Raw genomic sequence first — 24,929 nt, forward strand, 5'->3', positions numbered from 1 at the left:
CGTCCACGGAGAAGCCGTCCACGGGGACAGTTCCGTGGACGGCTTCGACGTGTCCGGTTGCGGGGAGCGCTTACTGCTGCTCCCGGCCGCCCTGCCCGCGCCCGAAGCCGAGCTTGCCCTCGGCCTGCTGCTGCGCGGCGTCGACCTGCTTCTCGTACTTGCCGCCGGTCCTCTGGTTGACCTGGCGTTCGGCGGCGTCGGACATCTTCCTTGACCTGTCCTTGTCCTTGCCGGCCATGCTCTTCATCTTGTCGAGGATGCCCATGCAGAGCTCCTTCCGAGACGTGACTCACTGTCGACCGTACGACAGATATGTCTCGTGTGCCCACTAAAGCCCACCTAAGGCACGGTATGGTGCGGCCTTCTCGCTCGCTACGGTGGTTGCCGCGAACGGCAAGGGGAGGGGCGCGCATGAGGCGGCACAGCAGGATCCGTACCGGATGGGCCGCGGGCGCGGTACTCGCCCTGGCCCTGGTGACCGGCTGTGACGGTCTGGAGGCGGACGGCGACACCCCGGCCTCGGGCGGCGGTGCCGAGGCTCCCGCCGCGGGCCGTGCCGTCAGCCCGCTGGACAACCCGGACGGCACCGGACCGGGCCTCGCCCCGGTCACGGGCGACGGCCCGCGGGCCGAGGGCCGCAAGCTGATCGACGGCCTCACCACCAAGGGGCGCGGCCCGAAGACGGGATACGACCGCGACGAGTTCGGCTACGCCTGGATGGACACCGCGGACGGCGTCCCGCTCGCCCGCAACGGCTGCGACACCCGGAACGACCTGCTGAAACGCGATGGCCAGAAGGTGCGTTTCCGGTCCGGGTCCGACTGCGTGGTCATCGCCATGACGCTGGACGACCCGTACACCGGGACGAGCATCGAGTGGCGCAAGCAGAAGGCGAGCGAGGTCCAGATCGACCACGTCGTACCGTTGTCGTACAGCTGGCAGATGGGCTCCTCGCGCTGGTCGGAGGGCAAACGCGAGCAGCTGGCCAACGACCCGCTCAACCTGCTCCCCGTCGAGGGCCGCGCCAACTCCGCCAAGCGCGACTCGGGCCCGGCCTCGTGGCTGCCGCCGAGCAAGACGATCCGCTGCGCGTACGCGGTGCGGTTCGCGCAGGTGGCCGCCAAGTACGAGCTGGCGGTGACGAAGGCGGACAAGGCGATGATGGTGGAGCAGTGCGGCGGCTGAAGGCCCGGGGAGCGGTGGGGTAAACCGCTTTCGAGCCGTCGGCCCTGCCGCCTACGGTGCCCGCATGAAGCCGCAGATATGGAGTCTCGCCGAACGCCCGGAGATGCGGGACCGGATCCGGGACATGGCCGACAGCTGGCCCGCGTTCGCCGTCGAGGACCTCTCGGGCAACGCCCACTACCCCCGCATCGCCGCCGAACTGCCCGAGTACGTGCAGTTCGCCGAGGACGAGCACGGCGAGGTCGTCGCCCACGGTCACAGCGTGCCGTTCGCCCTGCACGCGCAGGGGCGCGGGAGGCTGCCCGCACGGGGCTGGAGCGAGGTGCTCGTCTGGGCCTTCGGCGACCTGCGCCGCGGGGTCCGCCCGGACACCGTCAGCGCCATCTCCGTCACCGTCGCCCCGCACGCCCAGGGGCTCGGCCTGTCCGGCCGGATGCTCGCCGCCATGCGCGACAACGCCCGCGCCCGCGGCTTCCGCGAGGTCGTCGCCCCCGTCCGGCCCAGTGCCAAGCACCTCGAACCGCACGCCCCCATCGAGGAGTACGCGCGGCGCCTGCGCCCCGACGGCCTGCCCCACGACCCCTGGCTGCGCGTCCACGCCCGGGCCGGCGCCACGCTCGACTCCGTGGCCCCGGCCTCCATGACCGTCTCCGGCTCGCTGGAGGAGTGGCGGGAGTGGACGGGACTGCCCTTCGACACCGCCGGGGACGTGGAGGTCCCCGGAGCCCTGGTGCCGGTGCGGTGCGAACCGGAGCGCGGGTACGCGGTGTACGTCGAGCCGAACGTGTGGATGCGGCACGCGCTGTAGCCGCACCCGGTCAGAACTGGCCGTTGCCGAGGATTTCGCCCTCGGCGTCGTAGACGGTGACGAGGCCGTTCTCGCTGTCCTTCCAGTCGGCGAACGCCGAGGCGATCAGCTTGGCCGGCCCGGTGCCCTCGCCCATGAGGCCGCCGGTGAAGTCGGTGTAGACGTCGGCGGCGTCGAGGATGTCGTTCTGCTCGTCGGCGCCCTGCACCTTGGTGACGTGGGAGACGGCGTCCTTCTCGTTGGGTGAGCCGTTCTTCTGCACGAACGCCTTGAACTGCTCGGCCTGGGACGCCTTCTCGACGGCCTTGTCCCCGGCGGGTTCGGCGTCGGACGCGCCGTCCGCCTTCCCCCCGTCCGTCTTCCCCCCGTCCGCCTTCGCGCCGTCGCCCGGCTTCTCGCCGGCGCTCGCGGAGGTCCGGCTGTCGCTCTTGGCGTCGCCGTCCCCGTCGCCCGAGTTCGCCGACATCGCGCCGATGACGGCGATCCCCACCACGGCACCCAGCGCGATCTTGGTCTTCATGCCCATGACGTCGGTCCTCTCCCCGGAGACAGATCAGTTGATGACCGCGCCGTGCCGAAGCCTGTCGGTCAGGCCGGTTCGCGGTTCGATGCGTCAATAAGAACAGAGCCTGTGAACCGAGTCAACAGGGTTCACAGTGAATAACCAGTGCACACCGTGAATCGGGGTGGCCTGCGTTCATCGGTAGGATCGGCCTCACACGACCAGGACGAGGGGGCCCGAGCGTGCCGGACAAGGCGACAGACGGAACCGAGGTGACCGCCGCCGGTATCGCGCGGCTCGCCGGCGTCGGCCGCGCCGCCGTCAGCAACTGGCGCCGTCGGCACGCCGACTTCCCCAAGCCCGTCGGCGGCACCGAGACCAGCCCGTCCTTCGCCCTCGCCGACGTCGAGGCATGGCTGCGCGCCCAGGGCAAACTCGCCGAGGTACCCCCGCGCGAACGCGTCTGGCAGCAACTCGCCGGTCACCCCGAGGGGCCGGTCACCGCCCTCGTGCACACCGGCTGCGTCCTCCTGCTGATCCACGACCGCCCGACCCTGTGGCTGGACGCGAGCGCCGGCTCCGACGAACGCCTCGCCGCCATGCTCCCCGCCGCCCTCGACCAGGTACTCGACGCCCGCTTCGGCCCGGCCCCCCAGCGCACCGTCACCACCCCGATCGGCCCCCGCCTGCTCCCCTCCGCGCCCCTCCTGCGCGGCGCCGCCGAACTCGCCGCCGGACCGGGCGCCCGCAAGGCCTACGAGTTCCTGCTCGGCCGGCACCTCGACGCCAACCCGCGGCAGTACGCGCTCACCCCGGCCCCCCTCGCCGAGCTGATGGCCGGACTCGCCGGCCCCGCCCGCACGGTCCTCGACCCCGCCTGCGGCACCGGAACCCTGCTCCGCGCCGCCGCCACCGGCTCCCGGCCCGGACAGGAGCTGTACGGCCAGGACGACGACCCCGCACTGACCGCCCTCACCGCGCTCCGGCTCGCCCTGAGCACGGACGCCACCGTGCGCATCGCCGCCGGCGACAGCCTGCGCGCCGACGCCGTCCCCGGCCTGCGCGCCGACGCGGCGCTGTGCCACCCGCCGTTCAACGAGCGCAACTGGGGCCACGACGAACTCGCCTACGACCCCCGCTGGGAGTACGGCTTCCCGGCCCGCACCGAGTCCGAACTGGCCTGGGTGCAGCACGCCTTGGCACGCGTACGGGACGGCGGCACCGTCGTCGTCCTCATGCCGCCCGCCGCGGCCTCCCGCCGTTCCGGCCGACGGATCCGCGCCGACCTGCTGCGCCGGGGCGCCCTGCGCGCCGTGATCGCCCTGCCGGCCGGCGCGGCACCCCCGTACAACATCCCCCTGCACCTGTGGGTGCTGCGCCGGCCCGAGAAGGCGCCCGCACAGCCCGAGGTACTGCTCGCCGACGCCGGGCAGTTCGCCGGGGAGGGACGCGGCGGACCGGACTGGCGGTCCGTGCGGGACGCCGTGCTCGGTGCCTGGGGCGACTTCGACCGCACCGGCCGGTTCGACGACCGGCCGGGCCTGGCCCGCCGCCTGCCCGTCATCGAACTCCTCGACGACGACGTCGATCTGGCCCCAGCCCGCCACCTGCCGCCCCCCACCGCCGCCGGCGACACCGGACGGCTCACGGACGTACGCGAGCGCCTGGACGAGACCCTGCGCCTGACCGCGCGGCTCACCCCCGCCGCCCCCGCCACCTCACGCGCCGCGCCCCGCCGGCCCCTGACCACCGTCGGCGAACTCGCCCGCGGCGGCGCCCTGACCCTGCGCACCGGCACCCACGGCGGCCACGCGCGCGTGCCCGTCCTCACCGACCACGACGTCCTCGCCGGCACCGGCCCCACGGGCACCCTCCCGGAGAGCGACGAGGAGCCCGTGCTGACCGAACCCGGCGACGTCGTCGTCCCCGTCCTCGGCGGCGGCACGGTCGCGCGCGTGGTCGACGCCACCACCGCCGGTGCCGCCCTGGGACGCAACCTCGTGCTCCTGCGCCCCGACCCCGCCGCCCTCGACCCCTGGTTCCTCGCCGGGTTCCTGCGCGGCACCGCCAACCACCGGCAGGCCAGCAGCTACGCCTCCACGGCCACCCGCCTCGACGTGCGGCGCCTTCAGCTGCCCCGCCTTCCCCTCGACGCCCAGCGCGGCTACGGCGACCGCTTCCGCGCCCTCGACGAGTTCGAGCGCGCGCTGCGGCTCGCGGGCCGCCTGGGGGAGCAGCTGGTGCGCGGCATGTACGACGGGCTGACGGACGGCACGGTCGCCCCCGACTGAGCGGCCGCACGGGCCGGGTGACCAGGACGACAACGGTTCGGTACAACCCGGGGCCGTTTGTCCGTGTCGGCCTATACGCTCGACTCCGCACCGGTCGACGGCCGGTGCGCGTCCGTCTCTTGAGGATTTCCGGGAGAAGTCATGCACGGCCACGGCTATGCGCCGCCACCGCCGCCGCGCCGCCCCGCCACCGTGGTGCTGGTCCTGCTGCGCGTCTTCTTCGTGGCCCTGCCCCTGCTGAGCATCGGGTTCCTCGCCTGGATCTCGACCCTGTACGCGGCCATCGTGACCCGGCGGCCGCGCGACTGGTGGGCCTTCGCGGCGTCGGCCGCCCTCCTGGTGGTCAGCTTCTGCTTCCTGGTCACCGACGACACCGACGACTTCAGCACCCCGGCCGGCACCACCGGCATGATCATCCTGCTGCTCAACGCCTGCGCCTGCGCCGGATACTTCCTGTTCGCGGACATCAGCCACCACCGGCAGCCGCCCCACCCGGCCCACCTGCCCCCGATGCCGCTGCCGCCGACGCCCGGCTACGGGCATCCGCAGCCTCCGTACCCCTACGCCCCGGCCCCCGCTCCCGTGCTGCCGCCGGTCCCGCCGTACCAGGCCCCGCCGCAGCACCGTCCCGCCCCCGCCCGCATCGACCAGGTCCGCGCCGAGCTCGACGAACTCAGCGACTACCTGCGCGGCCACGACGGCGGCAGCCGCGACGGCCGCGACGCCGGCCCCCGGGGCGGACGGTGACCGTGACGGCCGGACGCGTAGTCGCCGGCCGGTACGAGCTGTCCACGCTCATCGGCCAGGGCGGCATGGGACAGGTCTGGACGGCCTACGACCGGCGCCTGGACCGGCGTGTGGCGGTGAAGCTGCTGCGCCCCGACAAGGTGGCCGGGCAGGAGGCCGACGAACTGCGCCGCCGCTTCGTGCGCGAGTGCCGCATCACCGCCCAGGTCGACCATCCCGGCCTGGTCACGGTGCACGACGCGGGCAGCGAGGGCGAGGAACTCTTCCTCGTCATGCAGTACGTCGACGGCGCCGACCTCTCCGACCACCTCGCCGAGCACGAGCCCTACCCGTGGCAGTGGACCGTCGCGGTCGCCGCCCAGCTGTGCGCCGTCCTGAGCGCCGTGCACGCCGTGCCGATCGTCCACCGCGACCTCAAACCGCGCAACGTGATGGTCGGACAGGACGGAGCCGTCACCGTCCTCGACCTCGGCGTCGCCTCCGTCATGGACGCCGACACCACCCGCCTCACCCACACCGGCACCCCCGTCGGCTCGCCCGCCTACATGGCGCCCGAGCAGGCCATGGGCGGCGCCGTCGGCCCGTACACCGACCTGTACGCGCTCGGCGTGCTGCTGCACGAACTGCTCAGCGGCGAGGTCCCGTTCGCCGGCTCGACGGCACTCGGCGTGCTGCACCGGCACCTGTACGAGCCGCCGCTGCCCGTGCGCCGCATCCGCCCCGAGGTCCCCGAGACACTCGAAACCCTGGTCCTGCGCCTGCTCGCCAAGGACCCGCAGCACCGCCCCGCCTCCGCCCAGGAGGTCTACGAACACCTGGCGCCGCTGCTGCCCGCACGCGGCGTGCCCACCGGCGGCCCCCTGGACCCCACCCGCCCCTTCGTGCGCCCGCACGCCCCCTGGCCCGACCGCGCCCGCACCCCCGCGCCGCGGCCCGCCCCCGTCACGCCGCCCGCCGACGCCGGGAAACCGGACGTCGCCCGCGCCGTCGACGACGTCAAGCGCCTCCTCGACGAGGGCCGCATCACCCAGGCCGTCGACGTCCTCGGCGCCATCCTGCCCGCCGCCGCCGAACAGCACGGCGAACGCTCCCCGGTCGTACGCACCCTGCGCAAGCAGTACGCCGCGACCCTCATGAACGACGGCCAGTACCGGCGTGCCCTGCCCGAACTGCGCCGCCTCGCCGACGAACGCGCCGCCGAGGCGGGCCAGGCCGATCCGCAGTCCCTGCGCCACCGCTACGACGCCGCCCAGTGCCTGGAAGCCCTCGGCGAACCGGCCGCCGCCCTCACCGAGTACCGCGCGCTGCTGCCGTACTACGAGAACCAGTACGTCGCCGGCGACCCCGACCTCGCCCACGACGTGCGCCGCCGCATCGGCCACCTCCTGCTCGCCCTCGGCGACCGCGCCGCCGCCCACGACACGCTGGCCCGGCTGCTGCACGACGTGGAGCGCGTCCACGGCCCCGGCCACCCGCTCGCCGCCGACATCCGGCGCACGCTCCAGTGGCTCGGCCGGATGCACGGCTGACGGACCGCCGACCCCGGCGGGGCGGGGCGGTGCCCGAAGTCCCGATGAATCGTTGGTCCAATGGGTTGGCCAGAGCCGGGCCACTGCCTAACATCGATCATCGCAAGACTTTGTGCACCGTCGCACAATCTCCAACGGGAGGTTCCCTTGCACCGCCGCCGTCGCTCCGCGCTCCTCCTCACCGCCGCGATCGCCGCCGCGGCACCCCTGCTCGCCGCCTGCGGCAACGACGCGCACCCGGGCGCCGCGGCTGTCGTCGGCGACCAGCGGATCACCGTCGCCCAGCTGGAGAACCGCGTCGACGAGGTGCGCGAGGCACAGCGGGCCGCCGTCCCGGACGACACCCAGTACCAGCAGGTCGTCGCCAGGACCGGCACCCTCACCCGCGACACCCTGCACGGCATGGTTCTGGACCGCGTCCTGCACCGCGCCGCCGAGGACGCCGGCGTGACCGTCAGCCGCAAGGAAGTACAGGGGATGCGCGGCGAGCTGGAGAAGCAGGCCGGCGGCCCCGGGCAGCTGGAGACGGTCTGGCTCCAGCAGTACAACGTCGCCCCCGAGCGCCTCGACGACAACCTCCACGTCCAGCTGGAGGCCCAGAAACTCGCCCAGAGCCTCGGCACCGACACCAGCCGGCCCGAGTTCTGGCAGGCCCTGTCCGAGGCCTCCGAGAAGCTCGACATCGACCTCAACCCGCGCTACGGCGCCTGGGACGTCCGGAAGAGCAGCCGTGTCGACGCGCGGACGCCGTGGGTGCGCGAGATCGCTCAGGCGGACGCCCAGCAGTCGGCGTAACGCCACTGACCGGCAGCGATGCGGCCCCCTGTGGACAACTCGGGGGCCGTCGGCGGCGTGCGTTAGGTTCGGAGAGTGAACGCGAAGACCGCCGACCCGACCGCCCCCGACCAGGGCCGCATCGTCCTGCTCACCACCAGCCACCGCGTCGCCCCCGGCCTGCTGTCCTGGCCCGCCTGGCAGGCCCTGCGCACCGCCGACCGCGTCCTGTGCGCCGACGGAGCCCACCCGCAGCTGCCCTATCTGCGCGAGGCCGGCATACGGGTCGACGAGGCGGCCCCCACCGCCGAGGAACTGGTGGGCGCCTGCGCCGGCGGCCGCACCGCCGTGGTCGTCGCCACCGGCGAGGGCGAACCCGCGCTCACCGACGGCCTGGCCCGCCTCGCCGGCTCCGGCCGCATCCGGATGCCCGAGCTCGAGCTGCTCCCCGCCTCCTACGACCTCCCGGGCGCCCGCCTGCTCGACCTCGTCCAGGTCATGGACCGCATCCGCCTGGAATGCCCGTGGTCCTCGCAGCGCACCCACCGGGGCCTGGCCAAGTACGCCATCGAGGAGGCGTACGAACTCGTCGAGGCCATCGAGGACGGCGACCGCGACGAACTGCGCGAGGAGCTGGGCGACGTGCTCCTCCAGGTCGTCTTCCACGCCCGCATCGCCGAGGAGGACCCCGACGCCCCGTTCTCCGTGGACGACGTGGCCGGCACCATCGTCGACAAACTGATCCACCGCCACCCGCACGTCTTCGGCGACGAGACGGCCGAGACCCCCGAGGAGGTCCGCGCCCACTGGCTGCGCACCAAGGCCGCCGAGAAGCAGCGCGCCTCGGTCACCGAGGGCGTCCCCCTCGGCCAGCCCGGCCTCGCCCTCGCCGCCAAGCTCCACTCCCGCGTCCGCACCGCGCACCTCGACGTCCCCCTGCCCTCCGGCGAGGGCATCGGCTACGAACTCCTCGCCCTCGCCGCCCGCGCCGAGACCGAGGGCACCGACCCCGAGGCCGCCCTGAGAGCGGCGGCCCGCACCTACCGGGACGCGATCAGGGCGGTCGAGGGATGACCGCCGGGCCACCCGCCCACGGCCCCGCGCCCGCCCCGGGGCCCACGCCCGGCCCGGGCACCGGCACCGGTGCCGCCCCCGAGCTGTTCACCTGGGAGTTCGCGAGCAACCCGTACCCCGCCTATGCCTGGCTGCGCGAGCACGCCCCCGTGCACCGCACCCGGCTGCCCAGCGGGGTCGAGGCCTGGCTGGTCACCCGGTACGCCGACGCGAAGCAGGCCCTCGCCGACCCTCGGCTCTCCAAGAACCCGGCGCACCACGACGAGCCCGCGCACGCCAAGGGCAAGACAGGCATTCCCGGGGAGCGGAAGGCCGAACTGATGACCCACCTGCTGAACATCGACCCGCCGGACCACACCCGGCTGCGCCGACTGGTCAGCAAGGCGTTCACACCGCGCCGGGTGGCCGAGTTCGCCCCCCGGGTGCAGGAGCTGGCCGACGGCCTCATCGACCGGTTCGCGGACACCGGTTCCGCCGACCTGATCCACGACTTCGCCTTCCCGCTGCCCATCTACGCCATCTGCGACCTGCTGGGCGTCCCCCGCGAGGACCAGGACGACTTCCGGGACTGGGCGGGCATGATGATCCGTCACGGCGGTGGCCCCCGGGGCGGCGTCGCCCGGTCCGTGAAGAAGATGCGCGGCTACCTCGCCGACCTCATCCACCGCAAGCGCGCCGCCCTGCCGCCCGGGCCCGCCCCCGGCGAAGACCTCATCTCCGGCCTGATCCGGGCCTCGGACCACGGCGAGCACCTCACCGAGAACGAGGCCGCGGCCATGGCCTTCATCCTGCTCTTCGCAGGTTTCGAGACCACGGTCAACCTCATCGGCAACGGCACCTACGCCCTGCTCACCCACCCCGGGCAGCGGCAGCGGCTGCAGGCGTCCCTCGCCGCCGGGGAGCGCGGCCTGCTGGAGACCGGCGTCGAGGAACTCCTGCGCTACGACGGCCCGGTCGAGCTCGCCACCTGGCGCTTCGCCACCCGGCCGCTGACCATCGGCGGACAGGACGTCGCGGCCGGCGACCCCGTGCTCGTCGTCCTCGCCGCCGCCGACCGGGACCCGGAGCGGTTCACCGACCCGGACACCCTGGACCTCGCCCGCCGCGACAGCCAGCACCTCGGGTACGGCCACGGCATCCACTACTGCCTCGGCGCCCCGCTGGCCCGGCTGGAGGGGCAGACGGCGCTGGCCACGCTCCTGACCCGGCTGCCGGACCTCCGCCTCGCCGCGGACCCGGCCGAACTCCGTTGGCGCGGCGGCCTCATCATGCGAGGTCTGCGTACCTTGCCCGTCTCGTTCACGCCGCCCGCGTCATCGACGGAGAACGGCGGGCCGCCGACGCAAAAGTGACACGCGCTCAGCTTTGTGATCTTCACGTGATCTGCGCGGCATGAACTTGTGACAAGCGATGATCTCCCTATACGTTCACGGATCAACGTGGTGTCGAGCGTCATCCGCCGCGTGGTCCCCGTCGTCTCGTGAAAGGTCGTCGCATGCTCTCCGGGAACGGTCGTCACCGCCGCCCCCGCCAGGCTCCCGCTCTGGTCGTCGCCGCCGGAGTGACCGGCTCCGCCATCGCGATCCCGCTGCTCGGCGCCACCGGAGCCCACGCGGCCGACTCGGGGACCTGGGACCAGGTGGCCGAGTGCGAGACCGGCGGCGCCTGGAGCCAGAACAGCGGCAACGGGTACTACGGCGGCCTGCAGCTGTCCCAGGAGGCCTGGGAGCAGTACGGCGGACTCGACTACGCGCCCAGCGCCGACGAGGCCAGCCGCTCCCAGCAGATACGAATCGCCGAGAAGATACACGCGGACCAGGGCATCGCCGCCTGGCCGACCTGCGGCCTCCTCGCCGGCCTCGGCAACGACTCGGGCGCCACGAGCGGCCCGGACGCGTCCGGTGACGGTGCGTCGGGGGGTACGGACACGTCCGGGGAGGCGGAGGGCTCCGAACCGTCCACCTCTCCCACGGCCACCGAAACGCCCGAGTCGTCTCAGTCGTCCGAGTCGCCCCAGTCGTCCGGTACGGCCGACTCGGCCGACGCGGGCGAGGCTTCCGAATCGACGTCCGGGGCGCCCTCTTCGTCCCCTTCGCCCTCTTCTTCGCCGTCGTCCGGCACCTCCTCCGAGACCTCGTCAGGTGATGAGGGTTCCTCCACCAAGTCGGACACATCAGCCGAATCCGACTCCGGTGCCCGTGCCGAACGGCAGGGCGCCGAGGGCGCGTCCGGCTCCGGTCGCCATCGTGGCGACAGTGCGGACGAGGGTGCCGCGGGCGAGGCTCGCGGGGGCGAGGCGGCGGGACGGCACGCCTCGCGCGACGGTGCACCGCGAGAGGCCGAGGACGGCTCGTACACCGTCCGCTCCGGCGACAGTCTCTGGGCCATCGCCGACTCCCTTGACCTCGACGGCGGGTGGCGTGGGCTCTACGCCGGCAACAAGGCCGTCGTCGGCGCCGACCCGGACCACATCCTCCCCGGTCAGACGCTCACGGTCACGGGCGAATCGGACGAAAAGTAGGGGGAGTTCGCGTCACGGTTAGAGACCGTATGTCCCTTTTGGATCTCGTGAGAGATAGGTCTCAGAAGCCGTGATCGTCTTTGAAAATCCGCGGAGCGCGTGTCTACGGTCATGACCGCTCGCCACCGCGGGCCCCGACAGCCGCAACGCCGAATCCTGCCAGCGGCCGTACGGGAACAGTCGTCGCGTCAAGCGCCGCAGGCAGGAGCGGGGGACCCAAGGTAAGTGCCGCACCGGGCAGTTGAGCCGGAGCGGCTAGGGGTGAAGCCGAGTTCCGCGAGGAACCCGGCCGGGCAACTCAACCGGCCCGAACCCGACAGCTCACCTCGCAGGCGTCGGTGAGGGGATCAACCATGCTGTTTTCCGGCAAGGGCAAGCACCGTCGTCCGTCCAAGGCCACCCGTGTCATCGCCGTCGCCGGTGTCACCGGTGCCGCCGTCGCCGCCCCGCTGATGGCGGCCGGCAACGCCTCCGCCGCCACCGCGTCCGAGTGGGACGCCGTCGCCCAGTGCGAGTCCGGCGGCAACTGGTCCATCAACACCGGCAACGGTTACTACGGCGGTCTGCAGTTCTCCGCCTCCACCTGGGCCGCCTACGGCGGCACGCAGTACGCCGCCACCGCCGACCAGGCGAGCAAGGCCCAGCAGATCGAGATAGCCGAGAAGGTCCTCGCGGGCCAGGGCAAGGGCGCCTGGCCGGTCTGCGGCACCGGCCTGTCGGGCGCCGCGTACACCGGCGGCGGCTCCCAGGACAGCGGCTCCGGCAGCTCCGAGAGCTCGCAGAGCCAGAGCGGCGGCTCCACCGCCGAGCGCTCCACCGAGCAGAAGGCCTCCCGCTCCTCCGAGCGTCCGGCCGCGGAGCCGAAGGCCGAGAAGCCCGCCAAGAAGACCGTCACCACCCCGACCGGCAAGAAGGTCGAGAAGGGCGACGGAGAGTACAAGGTCGTCAAGGGCGACACCCTCAGCTCGATCGCCGCGGAGCACGACGTCAAGGGCGGCTGGGCGAAGCTGTTCAAGCTGAACGACGACATCGTCGACGACGCCGACCTGATCTACCCGGGCCAGCAGCTGCACCTGAAGTAAGGAGCGGCGGCCCCCGCGACTCCCGCCCCGGTGCGTGTTCCCCCGTACGCACCGGGGCGGGATTTTCACATTCCGCCTTTGTTCCGTTCGGAAACAATTTACTCTCGGTTCTGTCCAGCGGGTGGGCGATCGGCTGGCCGATCGCCCGGAGCCGGTTAGGCTCGGTCCCGCAGAGCCGCCGCGGTCCTGCGGGACCCGCGCGTCACACCGAAGCGTCACATTGAAGAAGGAGATGCTCGTGCCGTCCATCGACGTCGTCGTAGCCCGGGAAATCCTGGACTCCCGAGGCAACCCCACGGTCGAGGTCGAGGTCGGCCTCGACGACGGCAGCACGGGTCGTGCCGCCGTTCCGTCCGGCGCCTCCACCGGTGCCTTCGAGGCCATCGAACTCCGTGACGGCGACCCGGGCCGTTACCTCGGCAAGGGCGTCGAGAAGGCCGTCCTCGCCGTCATCGAGCAGATCGGCCCGGAGCTCGTCGGTTACGACGCCACCGAGCAGCGCCTGATCGACCAGGCCATGTTCGACCTGGACGCCACCGACAACAAGGGCTCGCTGGGCGCCAACGCCATCCTCGGCGTCTCCCTCGCCGTCGCCCACGCCGCCTCCGAGGCCAGCGACCTGCCGCTCTTCCGCTACCTGGGCGGCCCGAACGCGCACCTGCTGCCGGTGCCGATGATGAACATCCTGAACGGCGGCTCGCACGCCGACTCCAACGTGGACATCCAGGAGTTCATGATCGCCCCGATCGGCGCGGAGTCCTTCTCCGAGGCCCTGCGCTGGGGCGCCGAGGTCTACCACACCCTCAAGAAGGTCCTGAAGAACAAGGGCCTGGCCACCGGCCTCGGCGACGAGGGCGGCTTCGCCCCGAACCTCGGCTCCAACCGCGAGGCCCTCGACCTCATCCTCGAGGCGATCAAGGAGGCCGGCTACACCCCCGGCGAGCAGATCGCGCTCGCGCTCGACGTCGCCGCGTCCGAGTTCTACAAGGACGGCTCCTACACCTTCGAGGGCAAGGAGCGCACCGCCGCCGAGATGACCGAGTACTACGCCGAGCTGGTCGAGGCGTACCCGCTGGTCTCCATCGAGGACCCGCTGTTCGAGGACGACTGGGACGGCTGGAAGACCATCACCGCCAAGCTCGGCGACAAGGTGCAGCTCGTCGGCGACGACCTGTTCGTCACCAACCCGGAGCGCCTGGCCCGCGGCATCGAGGAGAACTCGGCCAACGCCCTGCTGGTCAAGGTCAACCAGATCGGTTCGCTGACCGAGACCCTGGACGCCGTGGAGCTGGCCCAGCGCAACGGCTTCAAGTGCATGATGTCCCACCGCTCCGGCGAGACCGAGGACGTCACCATCGCCGACCTCGCCGTCGCCACCAACTGCGGCCAGATCAAGACCGGCGCCCCGGCCCGCTCCGAGCGCGTCGCCAAGTACAACCAGCTGCTGCGCATCGAGGAGATCCTCGACGACGCCGCGGTGTACGCCGGCCGCAGCGCGTTCCCCCGCTTCAAGGGCTGACACCCCCGCTCGCGGGCCGACCGCCCGTAAGAGGCAGCGTCGTACGTACGTCCCCGTATCCGGTCCCGTACCGTGTGCGGGGACGTACGCGCGTGCACGGGAGGCGGAGACCAGATGGCCGTGAAGGACCGGGACCGTTTCTCCACCGCGACCAGGATCCGGATCATCGGGGAGCAGACCGCGGCCCGGGTCTACCGCTCGCAGACCAAGCGCCAGGCCCGGCGCTCCCGGCTGACCGGCCGGGCCGCGCTGCTCGCGATGGTGTTCTGCTCGCTCGTCGTGGCCCTCGCCTACCCGATCCGGCAGTACGTCGCCCAGCGCGCCGAGATCGCCGACCTCCGGCAGGAGCAGCGGGAGACCCGGCAGCGGGTCGAGGACCTGCGCGACCTCAAGGCACGCTGGCAGGACGACGCCTACGCCGAGCAGCAGATCCGGCTGCGGCTGCACTACGTGATGCCGGGGGAGACGGGGTTCGTCGTCGTCGACCCGGAGGCGGCCGAGCAGACCCGTGCCGAAGCCGGCGCCGCCGACCGCCCCTGGTACCGCAACGTGTGGGACGGGGTCGACAAGGCCGACGCCGCCGCAGGCCGGCAGTGAACCGACCGCGCCGACCACGCCCGCAATGCCGACCACGCCGGCCGCTCCGGCAGTGACTCAACAGGAAGACCAGCAGAAGACAGTCATGCAGACTCCCCCGCCGACCACCCCGCGCACCGAGCCGACCGACGCGGACGTGGCGGCCTTCAAGCAGCAGCTCGGACGGCCCCCGCGCGGTCTGCGCGCCATCGCGCACCGCTGCCCGTGCGGACAGCCGGACGTCGTGGAGACGGCGCCGCGGCTGCCCGACGGCACGCCCTTCCCCACGCTGTACTACCTGACGTGCCCGAAGGCGGCCTCCGCCATCGGCACGCTGGAGGCGAACGGCGTGATGAAGGAGATGACCGAGCGCCTGGCCACCGACCCGGAGCTGGCGGCCGCCTACCGTGCCGCGCACGAGGACTACATCCGGCGCCGCGACGAGATCGAGGAACTGACCGGCTTCCCGAGCGCGGGCGGCATGCCGGACCGCGTGAAGTGCCTGCACGTCCTGGTCGCCCACTCGCTGGCGGCCGGTCCCGGCGTCAACCCGCTGGGCGACGAGGCGATCGCGATGCTGCCCGAGTGGTGGCGCAAGGGGCCGTGCGTGACGGTCCCCGGGCTCCACGGGACCGCAGGTACCGAGGGCACCGAAGGGGAGGACGCCCAGTGACCCGGGTCGCCGCCGTCGACTGCGGTACGAACTCCATCCGGCTGCTCGTCGCCGACGCCGACCCGGCCACGGGCGAGCTGACCGACCTGGACCGCCGCATGACCATCGTGCGGCTCGGACAGGGCGTCGACCGCACCGGGCGGCTGGCGCCCGAGGCACTGGAGCGGACGTTCGCCGCCTGCCGGGAGTACGCCGAGGTCATCAAGGCGCACGGCGCCGAACGGCTGCGCTTCGTGGCCACCTCCGCCTCCCGCGACGCGGAGAACCGGGACGACTTCGTGCGCGGGGTGCTGGACATCCTGGGCGTGGAGCCGGAGGTCATCTCGGGGGACCAGGAGGCCGAGTTCTCCTTCACCGGCGCGACCAAGGAGCTGACCGGCCGCGCCGGCCTCGACAGGCCCTTCCTGGTCGTCGACATCGGCGGCGGCTCCACCGAGTTCGTCGTCGGCGACGACCACGTGCGCGCCGCCCGCTCCGTGGACGTCGGCTGCGTCCGGATGACCGAGCGCCACCTGGTCCGCGACGGCGCGGTGACCGACCCGCCCACCGAGGCGCAGGTCGCCGCGATACGGGCCGACGTCGAGGCCGCCCTGGACCTCGCCGAGCAGGCGGTGCCGCTGCGCGAGGCGCGCACGCTGGTGGGTCTCGCCGGGTCGGTGACGACGGTGTCCGCGATCGCGCAGGAGCTGCCGGAGTACGACTCGGCCGTCATCCACCACTCCCGTGTCTCCCGCGAGAGGGTCCGGGAGATCACCGACTGGCTGCTGCGCTCCACGCACGCCGAGCGTGCGGCGGTGCCCTCCATGCACCCGGGCCGGGTCGACGTGATCGCGGCCGGGGCCCTGGTACTCCTGGCGATCATGGAGCGGACCGGCGCGGAGGAGGTCGTCGTGAGCGAGCACGACATCCTCGACGGCATCGCGTGGTCGCTCGCGTAGGGGGTTCGCCGCGGCTCCGGGGCGGCTCTGCGGTGGCGTTCTGAGCAGGACCGACGACGATTGAGCGAGCACCGGGGGGCCTTGCGGGGCCCCTCGGTGACATCCCGTCGGCAAAGTTCGTGAAGTTCTTCACAAGGAATTGGGCCCCGTCGGACGACGAAAGCGCGCTCGTTGACCCTTTTGGGGTTTCAACTGCCCTTTGAACGTGTTCAGGACGGTGTCGCGAGGGGGTCCCGAGGGGCCCTCGCGGAAGGGTGGTCCACCGCCCCGCCGGTGCGGAGGCGCAGCTCACGCGGCATTGACAACGCCGTGCCCTACACGCTGGTTCCTTCGTCCGCCATGATCTCCATCACGTCGGCGGCGGATGGTAGCACAGCCTCCACCGAACCTTGTGAAGGGGCGCACGAACCACCCCCCTCGACCGGGTGGATACTCGATGCCATGAGCACCACGGAGCGTCCCAGGATCCTCGTAGTAGGCGGTGGGTACGTAGGCCTGTACGCAGCTCGACGCATCCAGAAGAAGATGCGTTACGGCGAGGCGACCGTCACCGTCGTCGACCCGCGGTCGTACATGACCTACCAGCCCTTCCTCCCCGAAGCCGCCGCCGGCAGCATCTCCCCGCGGCACGTCGTCGTCCCCCTGCGGCGCGTGCTTCCGAAGGCGGAGGTCCTCACCGGCCGGGTCACCACCATCGACCAGGACCGCAAGGTCGCCACCGTCGCGCCGCTGGTCGGCGAGGCGTACGAGCTGCCCTTCGACTACCTGGTCATCGCGATGGGCGCGGTCTCCCGCACCTTCCCGATCCCCGGCCTCGCCGAGCAGGGCATCGGCATGAAGGGCATCGAGGAGTCCATCGGCCTGCGCAACCACGTCCTGGAGCAGCTCGACAAGGCCGACTCCACCACCGACGAGGAGATCCGCCGCAAGGCGCTCACCTTCGTCTTCGTCGGCGGCGGCTTCGCCGGCGCGGAGACCATCGGTGAGGTCGAGGACATGGCCCGCGACGCGGCCAAGTACTACAACAACGTCTCCCGCGAGGACATGCGCTTCATCCTCGTGGACGCCGCCGACAAGATCCTCCCCGAGGTCGGCCCCAAGCTCGGCCAGTACGGCAAGGAGCACCTCGAGGGCCGCGGCGTCGAGATCTACCTGTCCACCTCCATGGACTCCTGCGTCGACGGCCACGTGGTGCTGAAGAACGGCCTCGAGGTCGACTCCAACACGATCGTGTGGACCGCGGGCGTCAAGCCCAACCCGGCGCTGGCCCGCTTCGGCCTGCCGCTCGGTCCCCGCGGCCACGTCGACACCCAGGCCACCCTCCAGGTCCAGGGAACCGACTACATCTGGGCCGCGGGCGACAACGCCCAGGTGCCCGACCTGGTCGGCCGCAAGGCGGGCAACGAGAACGCCTGGTGCCCGCCCAACGCCCAGCACGCGCTGCGCCAGGCCAAGGTCCTCGGCGACAACGTGATCTCCGGCATGCGGGGCTTCCCGCAGAAGGAGTACAGCCACGCCAACAAGGGCGCGGTGGCGGGTCTCGGCCTGCACAAGGGCGTCGCGATGATCGTCATGGGCAAGATGAAGATCAAGCTCAAGGGTCGTCTCGCCTGGTACATGCACCGCGGCTACCACGGCATGGCGATGCCGACCTGGAACCGCAAGATCCGTGTCTTCGCGGACTGGACGCTCGGCATGTTCCTCAAGCGCGAGGTCGTCTCCCTCGGAGCGATGGAGACGCCGCGCGAGGAGTTCTACGAGGCCGCCAAGCCGGCCCCGAAGCCCGCCGCGGCGAAGGCCGCCGACGCGAAGCCGGCCGAGAAGACCGAGGCCAAGGCTTCCTGACCCCGGCCGCTGTCGGCAGCACGCGCAGCAGTGGCAGCCGACAGCAGCCAGTAGCAGTGCCTCGAAGGGGCCGTCCGCCATCCGTGGTGCGGGCGGCCCCTTCGCGTTGGCATGGGCCGCCCGGGCGACAAATCCGTTGGTGTGTACAGCTATTTTGCCGAGTCGTAACGCGTGCCGGGGACTGTACGGAGGGCTCGCAGGTGTTTACGTGGTGTTGGACATTCCGGGATAGCTCGTCTTGGAGGTACGCCATGGCTGACGCCGCGCTGCGGCTGCAGAACCTCTTCGAACAGTTGCTGGGAGCACCGCTCCCGGTGCGCATCCGCGCGTGGGACGGTTCGCAGGCGGGCCCGCCGGGCGCACCGACCCTCGTCGTCCGCAACCGCAGGGCGCTGCGCCGCCTGCTGTTCAAACCCGGTGAACTGGGCCTGGCCCGCGCCTGGGTGGCCGGCGACCTCGACATCGAGGGCGACCTCTACACCGCGCTCGGTCTGCTGGCCGGTCTCGTCTGGGAGCGCGGCGAGGACGCCCGCGGCCTGGTCGAGGCGCTGCGCGACCCCGAGGTCCGGGGCGCCGTACGCGGCCTGGTGAAGCTCGCCGGGCCGCCGCTGCCGCCCGCGCCGCCGCCGGAGGAGGTCCGCCGCGCCCGCGGCCACCTGCACACCAAGCGCACCGACAAGCGGGCGATCAGCCACCACTACGATGTCGGCAACGACTTCTACGAACTCGTCCTCGGCCCCTCCATGGTGTACTCCTGCGCCTACTGGCCCGCTCCGCCGGCCGAGGGCGGCACCCTGGAGGACGCCCAGCGCGACAAGCTCGAACTGGTCAGCCGCAAGCTGGACCTGAAGCCCGGTCAGCGCCTCCTCGACGTCGGCTGCGGCTGGGGGTCCATGGCGATCCACGCGGCCCGCGAGCACGGAGTGAGCGTCGTCGGCGTGACCCTGTCCCAGGAGCAGGCCGCCTACGCCCGCAAGCGGGTCGCCGACGAGGGGCTCACCGACCGGGTGGAGATCCGCGTCCAGGACTACCGGGACGTCGCGGACGGGCCCTACGACGCCATCTCCTCCATCGGCATGGCCGAACACGTGGGCGCCGAGCGCTACCTGGAGTACGCCACCGACCTGCACGGGCTGCTCAAGCCCGGCGGACGGCTGCTGAACCACCAGATCGCCCGCCGCCCCCAGCAGGACGAGGCCGCCTACCACGTCGACGAGTTCATCGACGCCTACGTCTTCCCCGACGGCGAACTGGCCCCGGTCGGCACCACCGTCACCCAGCTGGAACGCGCCGGGTTCGAGGTCCGCGACGTGGAGTCGATCCGCGAGCACTACGCGCTCACGCTGCGCCGCTGGGTCGCCAACCTGGAGTCCGACTGGGCGACGGCCACCCGGCTGGTCAGCCCCGGCCGCGCCCGGGTCTGGCAGCTGTACATGGCGGCCTCCGCGCTCTCCTTCGAGCGCAACCGCATCGGCGTCAACCAGGTTCTCGCCGTGAAGACCCCCGACTCGGGCGCCTCCGGTCTGCCGCTGCGGGCCCGGGTGTGGGGCGAGCCCGGCCGGGCCTGATCCGCACACGACCACAAGGGCCGGGCCCCGTGCGGGGTCCGGCCCTCGGTGTGCCGCCGGGGCGAGGTCACTCGGCCTTGATGGCGTTCAGCATGTTCAGCCGGGCGGCGTTGCGGGCGGGCCACATGGCGGCCAGGACGCCGACCAGTCCGGCCAGCACCACGAAGATCCCGATCCGGTCCCAGGGCAGGACCAGCGCGTACCCCGGGATCTCGTCGGCGACGGTCTCGCCGATCGCCCAGCCGAGGAACGTGCCGAGACCGATGCCGACCACCGCGCCGAAGACCGAGATGACGACGGCCTCCAGCCGCACCATCCGCTTCACCCGGCGCCGGTCCAGACCGATCGCGCGCAGCATGCCGATCTCCTGCTGCCGCTCGAAGACGGACATCGCCAGGGTGTTGACGACGCCCAGCACGGCGATGATCAGGGCCATCGCCAGCAGGCCGTACATGACGTTCAGCAGGGTGTTGATGGCGCCGCCGAACTCGTCGCGGATGTCCTGCCGGTCCATCACGGTGATCGCGGGATTGTCGCCGAGCGCGTCGACGAGGGCCTTCTCGTTCGCCGCGGACTGGCCGCCGTCGACCTTCACGAAGATCTGCCGGATGGACGGCTTCGCCTCGTGCCGGTCCACGACCTTCCGGTCGACGAGGACGGGGGAGAGGAACTCGCTGTCCTTGTAGACGGCGCCGACCGTCAGCGTGGCCTTCTCGTCGTCCTCGAAGGTGACGGGGACGGTGTCGCCGGGCTTCCAGCCCCTGTTCTCGGCCGTCTTCTCGGCCACCGCGATCCGGCCCCGGGCCAGCGAGCCCGCGTCGCCGCTGACGACGTCGACGGTCAGGACCTTCTCGATGTCGCCCGGGGTGACGGCGGAGGCCGACACGTAGTCGCCCTCGACCCGGAAGTAGGCGTCCTGCTGGGGCGAGACCGCGGACACGCCGTCGGCCTTCTCCAGGGCCGTCAGCGCGGACCGGTCGAGGTCGCCCCCGTTGGCCATCGAGACCATGTAGTCGGCCCTGATGTTGTCCGTGGTCATCTTGTCGATGGCCTTGCCGACCGTGACGCCGAGCACCGACAGGCCGGTGACCAGGGTCAGTCCGATCGCCAGCGCCGAGGCGGTGGCGCCGGTGCGGCGCGGGTTGCGCACCGCGTTCTGGCCGGCCAGCTTGCCCGCCACCCCGAAGGGGCCGACGAGCAGCGGACGGACCAGCGCGATCACGGGCCGGGACAGCAGCGGGATGAGGACGATCACGCCGATCAGCGCGAAGAACGCGCCCGCGCCGATGTACATCCGGCCGTCGTCGCCGCCGGCCGAGGCACCCGCCACGATCCCCGCCGCACCGAGGGCGGTGACGGCCGCGCCGATGGAGTTGCGCACCACCAGCGACTTGGTGGTGGCCACCGCGTGGACGCTGTTCATGGCCGCCACCGGCGGGATCTTCGCGGCCCGGCGGCCGGGCAGCCAGGCGGCGAACACCGTGATCAGCACGCCCACCGCGAACGCCGCGACCACCGGCGTGGCGGACAGCACCAGCGGACCGGCCGGCATCTTCATGTCGGCCGCGGCCATGCCGGAGCGCAGTCCGACGGCCAGACCGACGCCGAGGGCGAAGCCGACGGCCGAGGCCACCAGGCCCACCAGCGCGGCCTCGGCGAGCACCGAGCGGGTGATCTGCCTGCGGGACGCGCCGACGGCACGCATCAGGGCGATCTCCTTGGTGCGCTGCGCGACCAGCATCGTGAACGTGTTGGAGATCAGGAAGATCCCGACGAAGAGCGCGATGCCCGCGAAGCCGAGCAGGACCTGCTTGAGGTTGCCGAGACCCTGCTCGATCTGGTCGGCCTGTTCGTCCGCGAGCGCCTGGCCGGTCCGGGCCTCGGCGGCGTCCGGCAGCAGCGGCTCGACCGCGGCGAGGATCTTCGCGTCGTCGGCGCCGGGCGCGGCGGTGACGGTGACCTCCTCGAAGTAGCCCGGCCGGAGGTACTGCTTCTGCGCGACGGCGGTGTCGAAGAGGACGAGGCTGCCGCCCGCGTTGACGGCGCCGTCCTCGGTGGTGAACACACCGCTGAGGGTGTACTCCTTCACCGGGCCGTTGGTGGCGACGCGCACCCGGTCGCCGACCTTGTACTCGCCCTTGGCGGCGGACTCCTCGTCCAGGGCGATCTGGTCGTCCTTCACCGGGCCCGAGCCGTCGGTGAAGGTATAGGCGGTGTCCTTGCCGTCCTTGCCGGGGGCGAAGTTGGAGCCCTTGTTGGACCAGCCGACGCCGATCAGCTTCCCGTCGGGGTCGGCGACGCCGGCGAAGCCCTCCACGCGCCCGTACACCCCGGCGACGCCGTCCACGGCGGAGATCCGGTCGAGGACCTCGCCGGAGAGGCCGGGCTCCTCCTTGGGGTTGTCCGGGTCGGCGTACGAGGTGACGGCGACGGCGACGTCGTCGTAGCTCTTCGCCGACTGGTTGCGGAAGGCGTTGGAGAGGGTGTCGGCGAAGACCAGGGTGCCCGACACGAACGCCACGCCGAGCATCACGGCGAGCACGGTCATCAACAGCCTGGCCTTGTGCGCGAAGACGTTGCGCAAGGCGGTACGGAACATGGGTCTTCTCTGTCCGGAGGTACGTGCGGATTCGGGGCGGGGACGGCTCAGCTGGTGCGGCCCTTGGCGTCGAAACGCTTCATGCGGTCGAGCACCGAGTCGGCCGTCGGCCCGTACAGCTCGTCGACGATGCGTCCGTCCGCGAGGAAGACCACCCGGTCCGCGTAGGCGGCGGCCACCGGGTCGTGGGTCACCATCACCACGGTCTGGCCCAGTTCCCGCACCGAGTTGCGCAGGAAGCCCAGGACCTCGGCGCCGGAACGGGAGTCCAGGTTGCCGGTCGGCTCGTCGCCGAAGATGATCTCCGGCCGGGAGGCCAGCGCCCGTGCCACGGCGACCCGCTGCTGCTGCCCGCCGGACAGCTGGGAGGGGCGGTGCCCCAGGCGTCCGGAGAGCCCGACCATCTGGATCACGGAGTCCACCCACTGCTTGTCCGGCTTGCGGCCCGCGATGTCCATCGGGAGGGTGATGTTCTCCAGCGCGGTCAGCGTCGGCAGCAGGTTGAACGCCTGGAAGATGAAACCGATCTTGTCCCGGCGCAGCTTGGTGAGCTGCTTGTCCTTCAGCGAGCCCAGCTCGGTCTCGCCGATGCGCACCGAGCCGGACGAGAAGGTGTCCAGGCCCGCGACGCAGTGCATCAGCGTGGACTTGCCGGAACCGGAGGGGCCCATGATCGCGGTGAGCTCGGCCTGCCGGAAGTCGATGGAGACCCGGTCCAGGGCGACCACCTGGGTCTCGCCCTGGCCGTAGATCTTGGAAAGCTCCGTGGCGCGCGCGGCCACGGCGGTGGACCGGTCGGCGATGGGTGCGGTGGTCACGGGAAGGGCGCTCCTGTCGGTACGGCGTGCGGGGCCGGCACGGCGCGTGCGGTCCGCACGATGTCTGCGGTCGGCACGGTGTGTGCTCGGGGACGTCATCCATCGTCCTTGCCGTGCGGCGCCGTGGAGTCAGCCGCTGTTCCGGTTTACGGGGGCGACTCCGGTCGGACGGCGCCGGCCCGTGTCATACCTGCGGATGACGGGCGACCCCGACGGCGGGGCGAGCGAGAACGGGGCGGGCGCCCTTGTCGAGACGGTGAAATCCCGTCATTCCGCATACACGGCGGAGCCCGGCACGCAAGGCTGTTGGCATGTGCTGACGGCCTGCCCCGGTATCTGATGCTCCCTCAGGCGCCAATAAAATAAGACAACATCGGTTCGCCCGCCCGAGGCCGGGAGGTGCGTCCCGATAGGCTCAAGGGAGGCGACACGGAGCCCATGGCCTGCCCGGATGGTGGAATGCAGACACGGCGAGCTTAAACCTCGCTGCCCCTTCGAGGGCGTGCCGGTTCAAGTCCGGCTCCGGGCACAAACACCGTCATGGCGCTGTGTGCAGAGCGTCACCCTCCCTTCTCGCACCCCCGGAACCGTTGACAGCGGCATGCGGGCGACCGGAAACTCATTCCCATCTGGTGAAGGAAATTTCACCAGGCGAACAACAGGGACTAGGCAACGACGCCGATCGAAGGGAACGACCGATGCGCACCACCGTCGGCATCATCGGGGCAGGCCCCGCCGGGCTGCTGCTCGCCCGGCTGCTGCACAACGCCGGGATCGACTCGGTCGTCCTGGAGAGCCGCGACCGTGCCTACGTCGAGCGCAGGCAGCGCGCCGGGATCCTGGAGCAGGGCACGGTGGACGTCCTGCGCGAGGCCGGGGCGGGGGAGCGGATGGACCGCGAGGGGCTGCGCCACGACGGCATCGAGCTGCGCTTCGACCGGCGCCGCCACCGCGTCGACTTCCCCGCGCTCACCGGCGGCAGGTCCGTCATGGTCTACGCCCAGACCGAGGTCTGCAAGGACCTCATCGCCCTCCAGCTCAAGGAGGGCGGCCCGCTGCTGTTCGAGACCGAGGCGCTGGCCGTGGAGGGCGCCGAGACGGACCGGCCGCGCGTCCGCTTCCGCCACGGCGGCGCGGAGGGCGCCGAGGACGTGCTGGAGTGCGACTACGTCGTCGGCTGCGACGGCTTCTGGGGCGTGGCCCGGGCGGCGGTGCCGGACGGGCGGACCTTCGAGCGGACGTACCCCTTCGGCTGGCTCGGCATCCTTGCCGACGTCGCCCCCTCCCACGACGAGCTGGTCTACGCCCGCCACGACCGCGGCTTCGCCCTGCTCTCCATGCGCTCCCCGTCCGTCTCCCGCCTCTACCTCCAGGTCCCCGCCGACACGGACGCCGACGGCTGGAGCGACGAGGCGGTCTGGGACGAGCTGGAGCGCCGCTTCGAGACCGACGACGACTGGACGCTGCGCCGGGGCCCCATCACCCAGAAGTCGGTCACCCCGATGCGCTCCTACGTGCACGAGCCCATGCGGCACGGCCGCCTCTTCCTGGCCGGCGACGCCGCGCACATCGTGCCGCCCACCGGCGCCAAGGGCCTCAACCTCGCCGTCGGCGACGTCGTCACCCTCGCCCGGGCGCTGGCCCACCGCGCCACGACCGGCTCCGACGACCTGCTCGACGCCTACTCCGCGACCTGCCTGCGCCGCGTCTGGCAGGCCGAGCGGTTCTCGTACGACATGACGACCCTGCTGCACACCGCTCCGGACGCCACCCCCTTCGAGGACCGGCTCCAGCTCGCCCGCCTCGACCGCATCACCTCCTCCCGAGCCGCCGAGACCGACCTCGCCGAGGCCTACACCGGGTTCCCGATCGGGTGAGCG

Annotated in this window: 21 protein-coding genes, 1 tRNA gene and 1 riboswitch; of the genes, 18 read left to right on the forward strand and 4 right to left on the reverse strand. The window is 72.0% G+C overall.

What is annotated here, in order from left to right:
* Positions 1-70: 70 nt before the first annotated feature.
* Positions 71-265 carry an antitoxin gene (locus NI25_RS23335; RefSeq protein WP_061444312.1) on the reverse strand — a complete coding sequence of 65 codons (195 nt, stop codon included), beginning with the start codon at positions 263-265 and terminating at the stop codon, positions 71-73.
* Positions 266-411: 146 nt separating this feature from the next.
* Here NI25_RS23335 and NI25_RS23340 point away from each other — a divergent pair, with 146 nt between their 5' ends.
* A complete protein-coding gene (locus NI25_RS23340) occupies positions 412-1,185 on the forward strand; it encodes an HNH endonuclease family protein (protein WP_061444313.1) in 774 nt (257 codons plus the stop codon).
* 64 nt (positions 1,186-1,249) lie between these two features.
* Positions 1,250-1,993: a hypothetical protein gene (locus NI25_RS23345; protein WP_061444314.1), complete on the forward strand. Its 744-nt coding sequence runs from the start codon at positions 1,250-1,252 to the stop codon at positions 1,991-1,993.
* Positions 1,994-2,003: 10 nt separating this feature from the next.
* On the opposite strand, the gene NI25_RS23350 is transcribed toward NI25_RS23345, so the two are convergent.
* Positions 2,004-2,519 (reverse strand): hypothetical protein, encoded by a 516-nt coding sequence (locus tag NI25_RS23350; protein ID WP_061444315.1) that lies wholly within the window; start codon positions 2,517-2,519, stop codon positions 2,004-2,006.
* 218 nt (positions 2,520-2,737) lie between these two features.
* On the opposite strand from NI25_RS23350, the gene NI25_RS23355 reads away from it, so the two are divergent.
* The 14 genes from NI25_RS23355 (at position 2,738) to NI25_RS23420 (ending at position 19,632) form a co-directional block, all read left to right on the forward strand.
* Positions 2,738-4,786, forward strand: coding sequence for an N-6 DNA methylase (locus NI25_RS23355; protein WP_107071814.1), 2,049 nt, complete (start codon positions 2,738-2,740; stop codon positions 4,784-4,786).
* A 141-nt stretch (positions 4,787-4,927) separates the two neighbouring features.
* Entirely contained in the window at positions 4,928-5,533 is a 606-nt protein-coding gene (locus NI25_RS23360) for a hypothetical protein (protein WP_061444316.1), read from the forward strand.
* A 38-nt stretch (positions 5,534-5,571) separates the two neighbouring features.
* Complete coding sequence (gene pkaE, locus NI25_RS23365; RefSeq protein ID WP_267485051.1) at positions 5,572-7,062, forward strand: serine/threonine protein kinase PkaE; 1,491 nt, start codon at positions 5,572-5,574, stop codon at positions 7,060-7,062.
* A gap of 147 nt (positions 7,063-7,209) precedes the next feature.
* A complete protein-coding gene (locus NI25_RS23370; RefSeq protein ID WP_061444318.1) occupies positions 7,210-7,857 on the forward strand; it encodes a SurA N-terminal domain-containing protein in 648 nt (215 codons plus the stop codon).
* Between the two features lie 75 nt (positions 7,858-7,932).
* Entirely contained in the window at positions 7,933-8,910 is a 978-nt protein-coding gene (locus NI25_RS23375) for a nucleoside triphosphate pyrophosphohydrolase (protein WP_061444319.1), read from the forward strand.
* Positions 8,907-10,262: a cytochrome P450 family protein gene (locus tag NI25_RS23380; RefSeq protein WP_061444320.1), complete on the forward strand. Its 1,356-nt coding sequence runs from the start codon at positions 8,907-8,909 to the stop codon at positions 10,260-10,262. The genes NI25_RS23375 and NI25_RS23380 overlap by 4 nt, the downstream gene beginning before the upstream one ends.
* A 143-nt stretch (positions 10,263-10,405) precedes the next feature.
* Entirely contained in the window at positions 10,406-11,431 is a 1,026-nt protein-coding gene (locus NI25_RS23385; RefSeq protein WP_061444321.1) for a transglycosylase family protein, read from the forward strand.
* 183 nt (positions 11,432-11,614) lie between these two features.
* Positions 11,615-11,781: riboswitch (cyclic di-AMP (ydaO/yuaA leader) on the forward strand.
* Between the two features lie 3 nt (positions 11,782-11,784).
* Positions 11,785-12,513, forward strand: coding sequence for a resuscitation-promoting factor protein RpfA (gene rpfA / locus NI25_RS23390; RefSeq protein ID WP_061444322.1), 729 nt, complete (start codon positions 11,785-11,787; stop codon positions 12,511-12,513).
* Between the two features lie 238 nt (positions 12,514-12,751).
* Positions 12,752-14,032, forward strand: a complete 1,281-nt coding sequence (gene eno, locus NI25_RS23395; protein ID WP_030404373.1) for a phosphopyruvate hydratase — start codon at positions 12,752-12,754, stop codon at positions 14,030-14,032.
* Positions 14,033-14,146: 114 nt separating this feature from the next.
* Complete coding sequence (gene divIC / locus NI25_RS23400; protein WP_061444323.1) at positions 14,147-14,629, forward strand: cell division protein DivIC; 483 nt, start codon at positions 14,147-14,149, stop codon at positions 14,627-14,629.
* An 85-nt stretch (positions 14,630-14,714) separates the two neighbouring features.
* The gene (locus NI25_RS23405) at positions 14,715-15,281 is read left to right on the forward strand and encodes a DUF501 domain-containing protein (protein WP_061444324.1); all 567 of its coding nucleotides are present in this window, start codon (positions 14,715-14,717) and stop codon (positions 15,279-15,281) included.
* Positions 15,278-16,219 carry a Ppx/GppA phosphatase family protein gene (locus tag NI25_RS23410; protein WP_061444325.1) on the forward strand — a complete coding sequence of 314 codons (942 nt, stop codon included), beginning with the start codon at positions 15,278-15,280 and terminating at the stop codon, positions 16,217-16,219. The genes NI25_RS23405 and NI25_RS23410 overlap by 4 nt, the downstream gene beginning before the upstream one ends.
* Before the next feature lie 441 nt (positions 16,220-16,660).
* Entirely contained in the window at positions 16,661-18,064 is a 1,404-nt protein-coding gene (locus NI25_RS23415; RefSeq protein ID WP_061444326.1) for an NAD(P)/FAD-dependent oxidoreductase, read from the forward strand.
* A gap of 251 nt (positions 18,065-18,315) precedes the next feature.
* A complete protein-coding gene (locus NI25_RS23420) occupies positions 18,316-19,632 on the forward strand; it encodes an SAM-dependent methyltransferase (RefSeq protein WP_061444327.1) in 1,317 nt (438 codons plus the stop codon).
* Positions 19,633-19,699: 67 nt separating this feature from the next.
* On the opposite strand, the gene NI25_RS23425 is transcribed toward NI25_RS23420, so the two are convergent.
* Together NI25_RS23425 and NI25_RS23430 are read right to left on the reverse strand one after the other, a co-directional pair.
* The gene (locus NI25_RS23425; protein WP_061444328.1) at positions 19,700-22,231 is read right to left on the reverse strand and encodes an ABC transporter permease; all 2,532 of its coding nucleotides are present in this window, start codon (positions 22,229-22,231) and stop codon (positions 19,700-19,702) included.
* Between the two features lie 47 nt (positions 22,232-22,278).
* On the reverse strand, positions 22,279-23,049 hold the full coding sequence (locus NI25_RS23430; RefSeq protein WP_061444329.1) for an ABC transporter ATP-binding protein: 771 nt from the start codon (positions 23,047-23,049) through the stop codon (positions 22,279-22,281).
* A 445-nt stretch (positions 23,050-23,494) separates the two neighbouring features.
* Between NI25_RS23430 and NI25_RS23435 the strand changes: the two genes are divergently transcribed.
* Positions 23,495-23,578, forward strand: a tRNA-Leu gene (locus NI25_RS23435).
* Between the two features lie 169 nt (positions 23,579-23,747).
* On the forward strand, positions 23,748-24,926 hold the full coding sequence (locus NI25_RS23440) for a 4-hydroxybenzoate 3-monooxygenase (RefSeq protein WP_061444330.1): 1,179 nt from the start codon (positions 23,748-23,750) through the stop codon (positions 24,924-24,926).
* Positions 24,927-24,929: the final 3 nt, after the last annotated feature.

Origin of the sequence: Streptomyces sp. CCM_MD2014 (genome assembly GCF_000772045.1) — a bacterium.
Classification (GTDB): Bacteria; Actinomycetota; Actinomycetes; order Streptomycetales; family Streptomycetaceae; genus Streptomyces; species Streptomyces salinarius.

Bases quoted from the DNA above. Each gene is read 5' to 3' on its own strand.
- rpfA (WP_061444322.1), top strand. From the start codon at position 11,785: ATGCTGTTTTCCGGCAAGGGCAAGCACCGTCGTCCGTCCAAGGCCACC.
- NI25_RS23425 (WP_061444328.1), bottom strand. From the start codon at position 22,231: ATGTTCCGTACCGCCTTGCGCAACGTCTTCGCGCACAAGGCCAGGCTG.
- NI25_RS23360 (WP_061444316.1), top strand. From the start codon at position 4,928: ATGCACGGCCACGGCTATGCGCCGCCACCGCCGCCGCGCCGCCCCGCC.
- NI25_RS23380 (WP_061444320.1), top strand. From the start codon at position 8,907: ATGACCGCCGGGCCACCCGCCCACGGCCCCGCGCCCGCCCCGGGGCCC.
- NI25_RS23415 (WP_061444326.1), top strand. From the start codon at position 16,661: ATGAGCACCACGGAGCGTCCCAGGATCCTCGTAGTAGGCGGTGGGTAC.
- NI25_RS23420 (WP_061444327.1), top strand. From the start codon at position 18,316: ATGGCTGACGCCGCGCTGCGGCTGCAGAACCTCTTCGAACAGTTGCTG.
- NI25_RS23335 (WP_061444312.1), bottom strand. From the start codon at position 265: ATGGGCATCCTCGACAAGATGAAGAGCATGGCCGGCAAGGACAAGGAC.
- NI25_RS23440 (WP_061444330.1), top strand. From the start codon at position 23,748: ATGCGCACCACCGTCGGCATCATCGGGGCAGGCCCCGCCGGGCTGCTG.
- NI25_RS23385 (WP_061444321.1), top strand. From the start codon at position 10,406: ATGCTCTCCGGGAACGGTCGTCACCGCCGCCCCCGCCAGGCTCCCGCT.
- divIC (WP_061444323.1), top strand. From the start codon at position 14,147: ATGGCCGTGAAGGACCGGGACCGTTTCTCCACCGCGACCAGGATCCGG.
- NI25_RS23405 (WP_061444324.1), top strand. From the start codon at position 14,715: ATGCAGACTCCCCCGCCGACCACCCCGCGCACCGAGCCGACCGACGCG.
- NI25_RS23345 (WP_061444314.1), top strand. From the start codon at position 1,250: ATGAAGCCGCAGATATGGAGTCTCGCCGAACGCCCGGAGATGCGGGAC.
- NI25_RS23350 (WP_061444315.1), bottom strand. From the start codon at position 2,519: ATGGGCATGAAGACCAAGATCGCGCTGGGTGCCGTGGTGGGGATCGCC.
- NI25_RS23340 (WP_061444313.1), top strand. From the start codon at position 412: ATGAGGCGGCACAGCAGGATCCGTACCGGATGGGCCGCGGGCGCGGTA.